We start from the raw sequence: 14,717 nt of genomic DNA, 5'->3' as shown, positions 1-14,717 counted from the left end.
GACGACTTCCATGCCCTACACCGGAGACGTGACGGTCGGCGGTCCGGTCGACGTGCGGACCGCGGGCGGCCTGCAGATCACGAAGGTGGCCACGCCGCCGTTCGAGAACAACTGCTACCTGCTGCGCTGCAGGGCGACCGGCGACACGGTGCTCATCGACGCGGCCGGGGACGCGCCACAACTGCTCTCGCTCGTCGGCGACGGCCGGCTGGTCGGCATCGTCGAGACGCACGGCCACTGGGACCACGTCCAGGCGCTGGCCGACGTCAAGCAGGCCAGCGGTGCGCCGGTGCTGGTCCACGCCGGCGATGCGGCCGACCTGCCGGTGCCGGCCGATCGGCTGGTCGACGACGGGGACACGATCAACGTCGGGGACGCCAGCCTGACCGTCATCCACCTCGAGGGCCACACGCCCGGCAGCCTCGCGCTGCTGTACGACGGGGAAGAGCGGCCGCACCTGTTCAGCGGCGACAGCCTGTTCCCCGGCGGGGCCGGGAACACGAACAAGGACGCCGCGCGGTTCACCCGACTGATGGACGACCTGGAGCGCAAGGTGTTCGCCACGCTCCCGGACGACACCTGGGTCTACCCGGGGCACGGCAAGGACACCACGCTCGGCGCCGAGCGGCCGAGCCTGCCGGAGTGGCGCGCCCGCGGCTGGTAAGCCGTCAGAGCGCGATCAGGATCGTCGTGCCTCGCGGATTGCTGTCCGTCTCCGGATCCGTGTTCTTCGCCGCGTCGTAGACCCCTGCGTCGTCCTGCACGCCGGTCACGGTGAAGGTGACGGACGTCACGGTGCGCTCGTCCAGGCCGTCGAGGTGCAGCTCGCACCGGGTCGCGTCGATCTGACAGCTGGCGTCGGTGGGCGAGATCCCGTCACCGCTGAACGTGCCGGAGACCCAGGCATCGGGCAGCGCGTTGCCCGCGGAGTCGGCCACCTGCACGACGGCGTGGGCGTCCCACCGAGCGCCCCTGGTGTGCGTGTGCGCGTCCAGGTCCACGACGGAGACGGTGATCTCCGGGTCGGCCACGTTGTCGACCGTGACGCTGACGGCAGCCGAGCCCGTCCCCCCGTCGATGTCCGTGGCGACCGCCGAGAGCTGGTGCGTGCCATCGGCGTACGCCGTGGTGTCCAGGCCGAAGCCCCAGCCGTCGGAGGCGTCGGTGTCGGTGTGCACCAGCGTGCCGTCGACGCCGAACTCCACGGAGACGGCGCCGTCCTCCGCGGTCACCTCGACGGGTGCGGTCGCCGACACGGTCGAGCCGTCGACGGGCGCCGTGAAGGCCACGCCCGGACCCGTCTCCATCGCGGCGACCTTCGCCACCACCTCGGCCCGCAGATCGGGCAGCATCGCGTACAGGTTGTCCCCCGGGCACTCCGTCGACGCCCAGTCGCGGTGACCGCTCACGGCGTCCACGCTCCGCGCACCTCCGTCGACCGGGTTGACGTACGCGACCGTGCCGTCCGCGGCGATGCCGTGCCGGTGGGAGAGCTCGGCCAGCACATCGGTCAGCGAGGACGTCGCCGCGCTCGTCGGGGTGTTGGCGTTCCTGCGGTGGTAGGTGAAGTCGCCGAGCAGCGCGACGCCGAGGTTGCCGGAGTTGTAGCCGCCGGTGTGCGCGGCGGTGGCCATGCGGTCGCTGCCGGCCTCGTGCGCGAAGTCGGCCCCGGCACCGGTCGTGCACGTCTCGGACGCAGTGCCGGACCACCGGCCCTCGTAGACGACGCCGTACTGGTCGACCAGGTAGTGGTAGCCGATGTCGCCCCAGCCGTTGTCGACAGCGTGGTACTCGTAGATCGCCCGGACGGTGGCCTCCGGATCGGTGTCGCCGTTGCTCGTCGCCGTGTGGTGCACCGTCATGACCTGGGCCGGGTGGAAGTCCGGCGCCCAGGTCATGAGCGACTCGTCCGCCCCCCACTCCGCACGGCTGCGGCAGCTGGACAGGGCCTGGGGTCCGTCCGCCACGCGGCGCACGACTTCGAGCGGCCCGTCCGTCGTGTTGAGGGCGACCGCGCGCGGCGTGCCGGCGTGGTCTGGCAGGCCGCGCACCTGGAAGGCGTCGGCGTCCCGCCCGCCGAGCAGCCCGGAGGTCCACTGGCCGGGCGCGTCGGCGCCGTCCGGCTGGAGCGGGATCCAGTCACCCCAGGTGCTGCCGTGCCGGAAGCGGACCTCGCCGAAGGACTCGTCCGCGCCCTCGGCATGGGCATGGGCATGGGCCGACTCCTCTTCGCTCCAGATCACGCCCACGTAGTCGATCGGGAAGCCGGGCACGACCGCCGCCTCGGACACCGGCGCGGCGGCGCGCAACGTCGCCGGGCGCTCGACGTCCCGGTAGGCGTGCGCCGGCAGCGCGAGCGTGGTCGCGGTGAGGCCGGCGACGAGCAGGCCGCGCAGCCCGAGGCGGCGCAGGGAACCGTGGGCCATCACGTGCTCCTGAGGTGTGAAGGGTCGCCGCTCCGCACGACGCTGGTGCGACGGTACGGCCGGACGGCCGGTGCGGTAGGCCGAACGGAGCAATCGGGCGCTGGCGCGCCCCAGCCCTGCCGCCGTTCGCTTCGTGTCCGCAGTGTCCCGGTGTCCGAACCCGACGGCGCCTTCACGCGAAAGACGTGACAGGACGAGAGATCCGGGCGCACAGTGGCGGGCTCCGACCTACCGAGGGTGCCTCCTATGAGCAGTCGCCGCGCTGCCGTCGTCCTCACAGCCCTGACGTCCGTCCTCGTCCTGGGCGCGGTCCCGGGCACCGCCCACGCCGCGAAGCCGGCCCTCAACGACACGTGCGAGGACGTCAACAGCAAGAACGCCAAGGGCGCGGACAGCGACTGCGACTACGACTAGACCGCCTCAGCCGACCCCGAGCAGGTCGCTGCGGTCGGCCGCCTGCCGGTCCAGCTTCCGGTCGGGACAGCCGACGATCATCGGGCTGTGCACCAGCAGCTGCGCCTGCGCCCGCTCCTCGCGGTTGCGCCACAGCCTCGACGTGTGGAAGACGACGACCCGGTCCACGCGGTCCCCACGGACGTCATCGAGCAGCGCGCAGTAGCCAGGACGGGGACGACCGCCCTTGCCGGCGCTGATGTCGTTGTCGTACCGCTCGGCCACGACGACCGAGCCGCTGAGAGCTGCCGAGGACACCACGCTCGGCGCCGAGCGCCCCTCGCTGCCGGAGTGGCGCGCCCGCGGCTGGTAGCTAGCGCGTCACAAATGGAGCCTGGGGTCTCAGGCGCGACGGGTACGCCGCGGGTTGGCCAGCGGCGTCCAGGTGCGCTCGGGGCGCTGCTCGCGCTGCTGCTCATTGCTACGGGGAGAGGGGGCGGTCGTCGGGGACGTCATGCTCCATGCTTACCCGTGCAGCCGGCAAAGCTGAGGGTGACGTTCCCCACAGCTACTCGCGCTGGGCGGCATCGGCCGGGATGTGCTCGCGTGCCTCGCCCTCGGCCGGCAGCAGCCTCCTGGCGGCCGTGGAGTCGTTCCTGGTCTTCAGCAGCGACGCGACGACGGTGACCGCGAGGACGGACACGATGACCCCGAGCGAGGTGAAGGTGCCGATGTCGGGCGCCCAGTCCTTGCCCCAGGAGTACTCATGGGCGGCGTGCAGAATCAGCTTGACGCCGATGAAGCCGAGAATGACGGACAGGCCCTTCGACAGGTAGACCAGCCGGTCCAGCAGGCCGTCGAGCAGGAAGTAGAGCTGGCGCAGACCCATCAACGCGAACGCGTTCGCGGTGAAGACGATGTACGCCTCCTGCGTGAGACCGAAGATCGCAGGGATGCTGTCGAGCGCGAACAGGATGTCGGTCGACCCGATCGCGATCATCACCAGCAGCATCGGCGTCACGACCCGCTTCCCGTCCACGCGGGTGACCACGTTGGCGCCGTCGTACTCCTTCGTGGTCGGCAGGACGCGCTCCATCAGCCGCACGAAACCGTTGGTCTCCCCGTGCTCCTCCTCGCCGCCGCTACGGGCCAGCTTGATAGCTGTGAAGATGAGGAACGCGCCGAAGACGAAGAAGGTGGCGACGAAGCGCTCGATGGCCGCCGCACCGATCGCGATGAAGATGCCGCGCAGCACCAGCGCGAGCACGATGCCGAAGAGCAGCACCTTGTGCTGGTGCACCGCCGGAACGGCGAAGCTGGACATGATGATCACGAAGACGAACAGGTTGTCGACCGACAGGGAGTACTCGGTCAGGTAGCCGGCGAAGAACTCGGCGCCGTACTGCTGCCCCGAGACCAGCCCGAGCCCGATGCCGAACAGCACGGCGAGGCTGACGTAGAAGGCCACCCATCGGGTGGCCTCGCGGATGCTGACGACGTGCGGCCCCTTGCGGGCGGCGATCGCCAGGTCGATCAGGAGCAGGCCCACCAGCGCGCCGATGGTGGCGAACCAGACCCAAGTCTCGACGTGCACAGTTCCTCCGGTAGTCAGTGCGGGCTACCGGAGGTCTCTCCCACCCGAGGTGGGCCAAGCGCGCCGGGCCAGATTCGGCCGTGCTGACGACGAGCCTGTGCGGGGATACTCCCCTCCGTGTGCAACACGCTACCTGCGGTTGCGCTGTGCGACTCCGGCAGACTGGGCCGGTGCTCCCCCCTGATCTCGCCGCTGTCGCCGCCCGTACCAAGGGCTTCCTGCCCGAGGACGAGGCCGCCGCCCTGCACGCGGCCGGACTGTCCGCGTCGGCCGGGGTCTGGCTCGAGGTCGGCACCTACTGCGGCAAGAGCACCGTGCAGCTCGGTGCGGCCGCCCGCGGGACCGGCGCCCAGCTGGTGACCCTCGACCACCACCGTGGCTCGGAGGAGAACCAGCCCGGCTGGGAGTGGCACGACGCATCGTTGGTCGACCCGCACACCGGCCGGCTCGAGACGCTGCCCTCGTTGCGGCACACCCTGTGGGACGCCGGCCTGGACGACGTGGTCACCGTGCTGGTCGGCAGCACCCAGCAGGTCGCCACCTGGTGGACGACGCCGCTGACGCTGCTGTTCCTGGACGGCAACCACACCGAGGAGGTGGCCCAGCACGACTACGCGGCGTTCGCCCGGCATCTCGTCCCCGGTGGGCTGCTGCTGGTGCACGACGTCTTCGAGCGCCCCGAAGACGGCGGCCGGCCGCCGTGGAACGTCTACCAGCGCGCTGTACGTGAGGGCTTCGGCGACGTCTCCGCCACCGGCTCGCTCAGGGCGTTGCGGAGGGGCTGACCGGAGCAAGGGGCATCGAGAGCGCCGGATTCTCCACCTCCGCGAGCAGGACCCGGGCGAGCTCGAGCATCCCGTCCTCGCCGCCGGCGTGCCGGTGAAGCAGCGCCCGGACCTCGAACTCCCTCATCCCGGCGCGCGAAGCCAGCGTGCTGAGCTCGCGGGTCCACGCCCCCAGATGGGGCAGGCCATGCGTGCGCGCGACCTCGCACAGCGCCTCGAGGGCGTACAGGTCCACCCACAGGTACGCGTCGGGGAGCCGGGTGCACCTGGCGCGGGCTTCGTGCAGCCGGCGCACGGCTTGCTGGACCTCGCCGCGGTCGGCCGCGACCACCCCCAGACCGCGCAGCGCCAGGCCCTCCCAGCATGGGTCCACCACCTGGCAGCCGAGCGCGAACGCGTGCTCCAGGCGCTCCTGCGCCGCATCCACCTCTCCGAGTGCCAGGTGCACCCCCGCCCGCAGCCCCTCGGGCCAGGGAAGGAACGACGTCCAGCTGTGTCCCAGCGCCAGGTCGTACGACGCATCCAGCAGCCGAGCCGCCTCGGTGTGCTCACCGCGCAGCAGGCGGACCCGGCCCAGCATCGCCAGCGCGTAGCTGCGCCGGCGAGGGTCGGGCGTCAGAACCATGGCCTGCTCGAGTGCGTCGGCCGCCGCGGCGTAGCGGCCGACGTCGCTCAACGCGCTCCCCCGCACGCAGAGCACCCGGGCCCGCAGCGCGGCGTCACCGGCGGCAGCGTGATCAGCCTGCGTGAGCCAGTGCTCGACCCGGTCGTAGCGCCCGCGCAGGAACTCGATGTAGCCCAGTTCACGGGTCGCATCGGCCAACAGCTCACGACGGTCACCGGCGAGCTGGACCGCCGCGTGCAGGGCCGTCGCGCCCTCCTCGTCCTGCCCGCGCACGGCGTGAACGAGGGCGGTGCCGAGCGCCGTGAGCGCCCGCACCTCCAGTACCCGGTCAGCCAGCGCCCGTGCGTCGACCACGGCCCGACGCAGGCACTGCAGGCCGGCGTCGACGGCGCCGGCTCCGATGGCCGCTTCGCCCGCCTGGAGCTGCGCGACGACGCCGCCCCTGCCCGTGCTGGCCGAGGCGACCGGCTCGGCAACGGTCGTCGCCAGGGCGGCCGCCACCGCCGGTCCTGGTTCGACACCGAGCTCCCGGCGGAACAGCTCGCGGCACGCCGCGACCTGGCGCGCCGCGGCGATGCCGTCACCGGCTGCAGCCAGCGACCTCACCAGCAGCGCCTGGAAGTTCTCGTCGTAGGGGTTGAGGCGCACGAGCGCGCCGGCCACGTCCGCGGCGGCCGGCCCGTCGCCGGCGACCAGCGCTTCCAGCGCCCGCTCCCGCAGCAGCGCCTCCGCGGCGCCACGAAGGTGTCGACGCTCGCTGTCCAGCCACACCTCCAGCGACGGGCAGGTCGGGAAGGAGAACGTCTCGAGGAGCTCGGCCGTGAGGTCGACGCCGGGCGGCCACTGCCCTGCAGCAAGCCAGCAGGCGTCCACGACATCGTCCGGTCCGAGCCGCAGCTGCAGCGGGTCCCCTTGGAGCACGATGCTGCTGCCGAGCACCTTCCGCAGCTCGCTGAGGTTCCAGCGCAGCGCCGCGAAAGGGTCCTCGGCATCGGAGAAGAGCAGCATGGTCAGTGCGCGTCGCGTCACCGGTGAGCGGGCCAGCAGCAGATATGCCAGCAGCACCCAGACCTTCCGTCCGCGCGGGGCGGGCACCGGGCCGCCGTCGCGCTCGACGAGAGGACTTCCGAGGAGGTGGATCCGCAACGCCACCCCGGCATCCTCCCGCTCACCGGGTCGGGCGTCAGCCCTTCGCGGTCTCCGGCCCGATCAGTGACAGCACCGGCGAGACACTGTCGGCAGGGAAGCCTCCTCGCTGCGCGTGTTCCCGCACGATGTCCTCGGAGGCCGCCTCGTACACACAGTAGATCTTGTCTCCGGTGACGTAGCTGTGCTTCCAGCTGACGTCAGGCCCCAGCTCGGCGAGCACCCCGCAGCTCTTCTGCGCGATCGCCTGCAGCTCGGTCGCACTGGCGCCCCCGATGCCGGGAATGGCGCGCTCGATGACGTAGCTCTGCATGTCTGCCTCCTTCGTCCGCGACGCGTCGTCGCGCCGTCGTCGAGCACGATGCAGGCCGAGCGTGTGAGCGAGCGGTTGACGGACGCGGAGCGGGGCCGGTCGCGGCCGGCTCGTGCGGCCGATCCTGTCACCCGACGCAGGTGCACTCGTCGAGCAGCACTCCGGTCGGCAGGCCGTCGCCGGCGAACAAGGCCAGCGTCGGCCCGCCGGCCAGCGCGTCGGCCGCCAACACGACGGCCGCGCTCGTCCACGACGAGCGCTCCACCGGCCAGCGCACGCCCTCGTCGAAGACCAGCCCGGTCCAGTACGAGCCGTCGGATGCGCGCAGGTGCTGTACGTCGCGCAGCAGCCGGCGGCCGCGCTCGTCCTCACCGGTCGCGGCCAGCGTGAGAACGAGCTCAGCGGTCTCCGCACCGGTCACCCACGGACGGTCCGCGACGCAGCGCGCGCCGACCCCCGGCACGACGAACTCGTCCCACCGCTCGGCCAGCCGATGCCGGGCCTCCTCCCCGCGCACCGCTCCGCCGAGGACCGGGTAGTACCAGTCCATCGAGAAGCGACTCTTGTCGAGGAAGACCTCCGGGTGGTGCGCCACCGCGTGCTGCAGCAGCCCGGCGGCCAGCTCCCACTCCGGTTGCGGGTCCCCCAGCAGGTCCGCCAGCGCGAGGCCGCAGCGCAGCGCCTGGTACGCGCTCGACGAGCCGGTCAGCAGCGCGTCCGGGTCGACGTCACCCTCGGGCGAGCGGGACCAGTGCAGCTGACCGCCCGGTGCCTGCAGGTCGAGCACGAAGTCCAGGGCGCGGCGCACGTACGGCCACATCGTCTCGACCAGGTCGCGGTCCCCGGTGACGGTCCACCACTGCCACACCCCGACGGCGACGTAGGCGCACTGGTTGGTGTCGACGCTGGCGTCCAGCACCCGCTCGCCGTCGTACTTCATCCGCCACGCGCCGTCCGGCTCCTGCGTCCGCCGCATCCAGCCGTACGCCGCGCGCACCTCCGCCAGCCGGCCGCCGAGGGTGAGCGCCATCGCGCACTCCACGTGGTCCCACGGGTCGGTGTGCCCGTCCGGCCACGGCAGCGTCCCGCCCGGCTGCTGCGCCGCGGCGACGGCCGCGACCGTACGCTCGAGCTGGCCGGCCGTCAGCACCCCCGGCAGGTCACGCAGCGGCACGGGTCGCCTCCGGCTTGCGCAGGTAGACCACCAGGCTCTTGCCCACGACGGGGTTGAGGAACCGCTCCAGGACCCGCGTGATCTTCGGCGCCTTCATCATGTCCCAGACCAGGAGCCGGTGGTACGCCCGGACGAGCCGGTGGTCGCCGTCCTCGACACCGACCGCGCACTTGAGCCACCAGTAGGGCGCGTGCAGCGCGTGCGTGTGGTGGGCGTCGACGGGCGTCAGGCCGGCGGCGGTGAGCCGCCGCCGCAGCTCGGCCCCCCGGTAGATCCGGACATGGCCCCCCTCGACCTCGTGATAGGCGCTGGACAGCGCCCAGCAGACCAGCTCCGGCCCCCAGCGCGGGACCGTCACGGCGATCCGGCCGCCCGGCTTGAGCACGCGGAACAGCTCGCGCATCGCCCGGTCGTCCTGCGGCAGGTGCTCCAGCACCTCGGCCGCGATGATCCGGTCGAAGCTGGCGTCCGCGAAGGGCAGGTCGTACGCCGTGCCACGCACGGCCCGGGCCCGCGCGTCCGGCGGGACCTCTCCCGCCTCCTGCATGGCGGCGAACATCCCGGTGACGTCCCGGAGCTCGGCGGCGTCCATGTCGAACGCGGTCACGTCGGCGCCGCGGCGGTAGAGGGCGAAGGCGTGCCGCCCGCCGCCGCAGCCCATGTCCAGGACGCGGTCGCCGGGCCCGACAGGGAAGCGGTCGAAGTCGACGGTCAGCACGGGCTCTCCTTCAGAACGGTGCGGTACCACGCGACGGTGCGCTCGGCGACGGCCCGCCAGGTGAAGCGCTCGACGACGCGCTCGCGACCGGCGGCGCCGATCCGCGAGGCCAGCTCCGGGTCGTCGAGCAGCCGCCCCATGGCGGCGGCCAGAGCCTCCGGGTCGCCGGGCGGCACGTGCAGCGCGGTCACGCCGTCGGGGCCGACCACCTCCGGAAGGGCACCGGCGGTGGTGGCGACCAACGGGGTGCCGCAGGACATCAGCTCGACCGCCGGCAGGCTGAAGCCTTCGTACAGGCTGGGGACGACCCCGACGCAGGCCGAACCGAACAGGTCGACCAGGTCCCGCTCCGGGACGCCGGACAGGAAGCGCACGGCGTCGCCGATACCGAGCCGCTCGACCGCAGCGAGGGCCAGGCCGCCCTCGCGTGGCCGCCCTACGACGACGAGCTCGACGTCGCGCTCGGTGCGCAGCTTGGCCACCGCCTCGAGCAGCGGCACCAGCCCCTTCAGCGGCACGTCGGCGCTGGCGGTCGCGACGATCCGGCCCGGCACGCGCGGCAGGGACGGCGGCCGGAAGACGTCGGTCTCCACGCCCACCGGCACGACGGTGAGCCGCTCGCGCGGGACGCGGAAGTCGCGCACGATGTCGGTCAGGCTGTTCTGGCTGACGGTCAGGACGGCCGGCAGCCGCCGGACCACGCGGCCCTGCATGCGCAGGAAGGAGTACCAGCGGCGGGTGGACAGCCGCTTCGTGCCGGTCGCGGCGGCCAGGTCGTGCCGGCGGTCCTCGGTGATCGGGTGGTGCACGGTGGCGACGACCTTCAGGCCGCGCCGTTGGAGCAGCAGCAGTCCGTAGCCGAGCGTCTGGTTGTCATGCACGATGTCGGGGCGCGTCGGCCGGCTGCGCAGGACCTTGTCGACGCGCAGGCTGAACGTGAGCGGCTCGGGAAACGCCGCCGTCCACATCAGCGCGATCTCGAGCAGGTCGACCGGACCGCGGAGCTCCCGCCAGTCCGGCGTACGGAACGGGTCGTCCTCGCGATAGAGGTCCAGGCTCGGCACCTTGGTCAGGACCGGACCGGCGTCGAGCTCAGGGTAGGGCTGGCCGGACAGCACCTCCACGTCGTGGCCCAGAGCGGCCAGCTCGCGGGACAGCGCCCGGACGTAGCCACCCTGGCCGCCGCAGTGCGGCTTGCTCCGGTAGCTGGTCAGCGCGATCCGCAGCGGCCGCCCGCCGTCTGCCGCTGTGCGGTCCACACTGCTCCTCGGGGTCACGGAGCCCCCCACGTTACCCACGGTTACAGGGCCGCCTGCGCGAGCCTCGGCCCGGTCGCCGTCAGCGGACGCCGGCGGCGTCCATGCCGCGCAGCTCCTTCTTCAGCTCGTTGACCTCGTCGCGCAGTCGGGCCGCCAGCTCGAACTGCAGCTCGCGGGCCGCCTCGTGCATGGAGTCCGACAGCGACTGGATGAGCTGGGCGAGCTCGGCGCGGGGCATCGAGGCCAGCTCCTTGGCGTGCTCGCCGGCCCGCCCCTTGTGCGGCCGGGAGCTCATGCCGGGCACCGGCGCCTTGCCCCGCGAGGAGTTGCGGCCACCACTGACCAGGTCGGGGTCCTCCCGCACGATGTCGTCGAGGATGTCGGCGATCCGCTTGCGCAGCGGCTGCGGATCCAGGCCACGCTCGGTGTTGTAGGCGATCTGCTTGGCCCGGCGGCGCGCCGTCTCGTCGATCGCCTTGGCCATGCTCGGCGTGACCGTGTCGGCGTACATGTGCACCTGGCCGGAGACGTTGCGGGCGGCCCGGCCGATCGTCTGGATCAGGCTGGTGCCGGACCGCAGGAAGCCCTCCTTGTCGGCGTCGAGGATGCTGACCAGGCTCACCTCGGGCAGGTCGAGGCCCTCGCGCAGCAGGTTGATGCCGACCAGCACGTCGTAGTGCCCCTGCCGCAGCTCCTTGAGCAGCTCGATCCGCCGGATGGTGTCGACCTCGGAGTGCAGGTAGCGCACCCGGATGCCGAGCTCGAGCAGGTAGTCGGTGAGATCCTCCGACATCTTCTTGGTCAGCGTGGTGACCAGCACCCGCTCGTCCTTCTCCGCCCGGGTCCGGATCTCATGGACGAGGTCGTCGATCTGCCCCTTGGTCGGCTTCACGACGATCTCGGGATCGACCAGCCCGGTCGGACGGATGACCTGCTCGACGACGTCGTCCTTGACCCGCGACAGCTCGTACGGCCCCGGCGTGGCCGACAGGTAGACGGTCTGCCCGGTGCGCTCGAGGAACTCCTCCCACTTCAGCGGGCGGTTGTCGATCGCGCTCGGCAGCCGGAAGCCGTGATCGACCAGCGTGCTCTTGCGGCTGCGGTCGCCTTCGTACATGGCCCCGATCTGCGGGACGGTGACGTGCGACTCGTCCAGGACGAGCAGGAAGTCCTCGGGGAAGTAGTCGAGCAGGGTGTGCGGGGCGGTGCCCGGGGCGCGGCCGTCGATGTGCATCGAGTAGTTCTCGATACCGTTGCAGAAGCCGACCTGGCGCATCATCTCCAGGTCGTACGTCGTCCTCATCCGGAGCCGCTGTGCCTCCAGCAGTTTGCCCTGCTGCTCCATCACGGCGAGCCGGTCGGCCAGTTCGAGCTCGATCCCCCGGGTGGCGCGCTCCATCCGCTCCGGCCCGGCGACGTAGTGGGTGGCCGGGAAGACGAACACCTCCTCGTGCTCCTCCACGACCTCGCCGGTCAGCGGGTGCAGGGTCATCACCCGCTCGATCTCGTCGCCGAACATCTCGATCCGGACGGCGAGCTCTTCGTACACCGGAAAGACCTCGACGGTGTCGCCGCGGACCCGGAAGGTGCCGCGGGTGAAGGCCAGGTCGTTGCGGGTGTACTGCACGTCGACGAACCTGCGCAGCAGCGCGTCGCGCTCGAGGGTGTCACCCACGCGCAACCGGACCATCCGGTCGACGTACTCCTGCGGCGTCCCGAGGCCGTAGATGCAGGACACGCTCGCCACCACGATCACGTCGCGGCGGGTGAGCAGGGACATCGTGGCGCTGTGCCGGAGGCGCTCGACCTCCTCGTTGACGCTCGAGTCCTTCTCGATGTAGGTGTCGGTCTGCGGGACGTAGGCCTCTGGCTGGTAGTAGTCGTAGTAGCTGACGAAATACTCGACCGCGTTGTGCGGCAGCAGTTCGCGGAACTCGTTGGCCAGCTGGGCGGCCAACGTCTTGTTCGGCGCCATCACCAGCGTCGGCCGCTGCAGCCGCTCGACCAGCCACGCCGTCGTCGCGCTCTTGCCGGTGCCGGTGGCGCCGAGCAGGACGGCATCGGGAGCACCGGCCTCGACCCGCCGCTGGAGCTCGTCGATGGCGGTCGGCTGGTCACCCGCGGGCTCATAGTCACTGACGACCTGGAAGCGTCGCGTGGAGCGTCGCAGATCGGACGCCAGACGGGGCACGGACGGCATCGCGCCGTGTGGCCGAGGGGGTTGCGCGGGCGAGGCGACGGTCACCCGACCACGGTACGTCCGCCCCGCGTCAGGCGGCTCAGCCCGGCGCGGAGGCGGACCCGTCCTTGGCGCGGTCGTGCTTGCGGCCCGGCGCCGTCCGCTTGGCCACCTCCTCGGCCTGCTCCCGCGCACTCGGCACCGGCGGCACCTCGGCCGCCGGCAGCGCGGGCGCCGGCTGCGGTCCGACCGTGCCGGCAGCCTTGGTCAGCACACCCCACTGCAGCGGCCCGGTGGTCTGCCAGGACCACAGGCTCAGCGACTGCGCCCCCTGCTCGCGCGCGACGTAGACGAAGGCAGCCACGCTCTTGTCCGGGTGCGGGTCGGCCTTCAGGTACGGCGCGTCCAGCCGACCGTCGTACCCCTGTCCCACCGGCATGACGGGCTTGCCGAACTTCTTGAGCCACTGCATGGAGGTCTTGGTCACCACGGACGGCGAGCGGTTGTACCAGTAGGCCATCGGCACGAAGGCGTCGGCGTACGGCGCGGTGGTGGCGTACGGGTAACTGCCGGTGCGCTTCTCGCTCGGCCAGGGGACGGTGGCGAGGATCGCCGTCCGCTCCGGCAGCGCCTTGCGGAGCTCCTTGTAGTAGCGCTCGACCCGGTCCCCGCGCAGGTCGGTGCCCTCGGCAGCCGTCTCCACGTCGGGGGCGACCGCCGCGACCATCGGCGCGCCCTTGCGGTTCCACCAGGCGGCGCGGGCGAGACGGCGGGCGTCGGCCTCCGGGTTGTCCAGCTTCGGGAAGTCCCAGGCGATGACCTTGATGTCGGTCCCGGCGGTCGCGGGCATCAGCTGGTTGAGCACCTCCTTGCCGATCCAGCCCTTCTTGCTGCTGCCGGTCTGGACGTAGAGGTGGGTCAGGCCGCTCTTCTGCGCCCGCGCGACCACTTCACCCGCATGGCCGGACTCGGAGCGGCGCCAGTCGTGCAGCCACATGCCGGTGCCGCGCGGCAGCCACCGCTCGACGGGTGCGGGTGCCGCCTTCGGCGCCGACTCGGCGGCTGGTGCAGGCTCGGCCGGGGGGAGATCGGGGGCGCGGTTGGCCTGCTCCTCGGTCGTGCTCGACGGCGCGGTCGTGCCCCCGGGCGGCAGCGCGGCCGGCACCGCGGCCGCCGCCGGCACGGGTACGGGTGTGGCCGGCTGCGCACCGGCGGCACCGGCGCCGACCAACAACACCGCCGCGAGGGTCAGCGACACCTCGCGGGTGAACCGGCCCGCCCGGGCCCGGACGTCGCAGCGATCCGCCACGAGGCGCAGCCACTCGACCACCGCCGCCACCTGCCAGACGGTGACAGCGGTGCGGACACAGGACGGGAGACGACGAGACACTGGCGAACCGTACGTTGTGCCCCGGTGGTTCCGTGGCCAAACCAAAGAACGAACCGTGACAGTCCGACTACTTTTCGCTCAACTGGTGCCAGAGCCGGTCGACCTGCAGGGCGAGCTCCTCGATCGAGCCGTCGTTGCCCACCACGTGCGTGGCGACCGCCAGCTTGTCCTCCAGGGGCGCCTGGGCGGCGATCCGCTGCCGGGCCGCCTGCTCGGACATGCCGCGCAGACGGGTGAGGCGGTCCAGTTGGGTCTGCGGTGCGGCCGCGACCACCACCACGACGGGATACCTCCGGGCGAGGTCGTTCTCGACGAGCAGCGGGACGTCGTGCACCACCACCTCGGCGCCGGAGGCACGGGCCTGCTCCAGCAGCTCCGCGGTGCGCTCCCCCACCAGCGGGTGCACGATTGCGTTGAGCCGGGCAAGGGCGGCCGGGTCGGCAAAGACGCGCGATCCCAGCGCGGCACGGTCGAGCGAGCCGTCCGGCTGCAGCACCTCCTCGCCGAACTCCTCGCGGATCCTGGCCAGCCCCGGTGTCCCTGGTTCGACCACCTCGCGGGCGACCAGGTCCGCATCGACGACCACGGCCCCGTGCGCGGCGAGCAGCCGGCTGACCGCCGACTTGCCCGAGCCGATTCCACCCGTCAGCCCCACCGTCAGCATTGGTAGTCCGGGGCGCAGTACCGCCGTGGCGGCCTGTTTCCCCTTTCCCCT

The 14,717-nt window shown here is 72.1% G+C and carries 14 protein-coding genes; 3 read left to right on the top strand and 11 right to left on the bottom strand.

The window, feature by feature from the left end:
- Nucleotides 1-10 precede the first annotated feature (10 nt).
- Complete coding sequence (locus tag WD794_12635; protein MEX2291158.1) at nucleotides 11-664, top strand: MBL fold metallo-hydrolase; 654 nt, start codon at nucleotides 11-13, stop codon at nucleotides 662-664.
- 4 nt (nucleotides 665-668) lie between these two features.
- Here WD794_12635 and WD794_12630 read toward each other — a convergent pair whose 3' ends face one another.
- The gene (locus WD794_12630) at nucleotides 669-2,426 is read right to left on the bottom strand and encodes an N-acetylmuramoyl-L-alanine amidase (GenBank protein ID MEX2291157.1); all 1,758 of its coding nucleotides are present in this window, start codon (nucleotides 2,424-2,426) and stop codon (nucleotides 669-671) included.
- Between the two features lie 246 nt (nucleotides 2,427-2,672).
- Here WD794_12630 and WD794_12625 point away from each other — a divergent pair, with 246 nt between their 5' ends.
- The gene (locus WD794_12625; GenBank protein MEX2291156.1) at nucleotides 2,673-2,840 is read left to right on the top strand and encodes a hypothetical protein; all 168 of its coding nucleotides are present in this window, start codon (nucleotides 2,673-2,675) and stop codon (nucleotides 2,838-2,840) included.
- 6 nt (nucleotides 2,841-2,846) lie between these two features.
- On the opposite strand, the gene WD794_12620 is transcribed toward WD794_12625, so the two are convergent.
- On the bottom strand, nucleotides 2,847-3,137 hold the full coding sequence (locus WD794_12620; protein ID MEX2291155.1) for a recombinase family protein: 291 nt from the start codon (nucleotides 3,135-3,137) through the stop codon (nucleotides 2,847-2,849).
- Nucleotides 3,138-3,387: 250 nt separating this feature from the next.
- Nucleotides 3,388-4,413 (bottom strand): TerC family protein, encoded by a 1,026-nt coding sequence (locus tag WD794_12615; protein MEX2291154.1) that lies wholly within the window; start codon nucleotides 4,411-4,413, stop codon nucleotides 3,388-3,390.
- Nucleotides 4,414-4,583: 170 nt separating this feature from the next.
- Between WD794_12615 and WD794_12610 the strand changes: the two genes are divergently transcribed.
- Nucleotides 4,584-5,198 (top strand): class I SAM-dependent methyltransferase, encoded by a 615-nt coding sequence (locus tag WD794_12610; GenBank protein MEX2291153.1) that lies wholly within the window; start codon nucleotides 4,584-4,586, stop codon nucleotides 5,196-5,198.
- Here WD794_12610 and WD794_12605 read toward each other — a convergent pair.
- The 8 genes from WD794_12605 to coaE all read right to left on the bottom strand — a co-directional run.
- Nucleotides 5,176-6,975, bottom strand: a complete 1,800-nt coding sequence (locus WD794_12605) for a BTAD domain-containing putative transcriptional regulator (GenBank protein ID MEX2291152.1) — start codon at nucleotides 6,973-6,975, stop codon at nucleotides 5,176-5,178. The two genes, WD794_12610 and WD794_12605, sit on opposite strands and share 23 nt — an antisense overlap.
- A gap of 31 nt (nucleotides 6,976-7,006) precedes the next feature.
- Nucleotides 7,007-7,282, bottom strand: a complete 276-nt coding sequence (locus WD794_12600) for a DUF4242 domain-containing protein (protein MEX2291151.1) — start codon at nucleotides 7,280-7,282, stop codon at nucleotides 7,007-7,009.
- A 127-nt stretch (nucleotides 7,283-7,409) separates the two neighbouring features.
- On the bottom strand, nucleotides 7,410-8,456 hold the full coding sequence (locus tag WD794_12595; protein ID MEX2291150.1) for a prenyltransferase: 1,047 nt from the start codon (nucleotides 8,454-8,456) through the stop codon (nucleotides 7,410-7,412).
- The gene (locus tag WD794_12590) at nucleotides 8,443-9,174 is read right to left on the bottom strand and encodes a class I SAM-dependent methyltransferase (GenBank protein MEX2291149.1); all 732 of its coding nucleotides are present in this window, start codon (nucleotides 9,172-9,174) and stop codon (nucleotides 8,443-8,445) included. The genes WD794_12595 and WD794_12590 overlap by 14 nt, the downstream gene beginning before the upstream one ends.
- A complete protein-coding gene (locus tag WD794_12585) occupies nucleotides 9,168-10,400 on the bottom strand; it encodes a glycosyltransferase family 4 protein (GenBank protein ID MEX2291148.1) in 1,233 nt (410 codons plus the stop codon). The genes WD794_12590 and WD794_12585 overlap by 7 nt, the downstream gene beginning before the upstream one ends.
- Before the next feature lie 112 nt (nucleotides 10,401-10,512).
- The gene (gene uvrB / locus WD794_12580; protein ID MEX2291147.1) at nucleotides 10,513-12,624 is read right to left on the bottom strand and encodes an excinuclease ABC subunit UvrB; all 2,112 of its coding nucleotides are present in this window, start codon (nucleotides 12,622-12,624) and stop codon (nucleotides 10,513-10,515) included.
- A gap of 88 nt (nucleotides 12,625-12,712) precedes the next feature.
- Entirely contained in the window at nucleotides 12,713-14,002 is a 1,290-nt protein-coding gene (locus WD794_12575) for a hypothetical protein (protein MEX2291146.1), read from the bottom strand.
- A 67-nt stretch (nucleotides 14,003-14,069) separates the two neighbouring features.
- On the bottom strand, nucleotides 14,070-14,717 hold a 648-nt coding region (gene coaE / locus WD794_12570; protein ID MEX2291145.1), incomplete at its 5' end, for a dephospho-CoA kinase.

It is taken from the genome of Mycobacteriales bacterium, from assembly GCA_040902655.1.
In the GTDB taxonomy this organism is placed as follows: Bacteria; Actinomycetota; Actinomycetes; order Mycobacteriales; family SCTD01; genus SCTD01.
The sequence above is the reverse complement of the archived record's forward strand: the minus strand, read 5'-3'. Positions and strand labels throughout refer to the sequence as shown.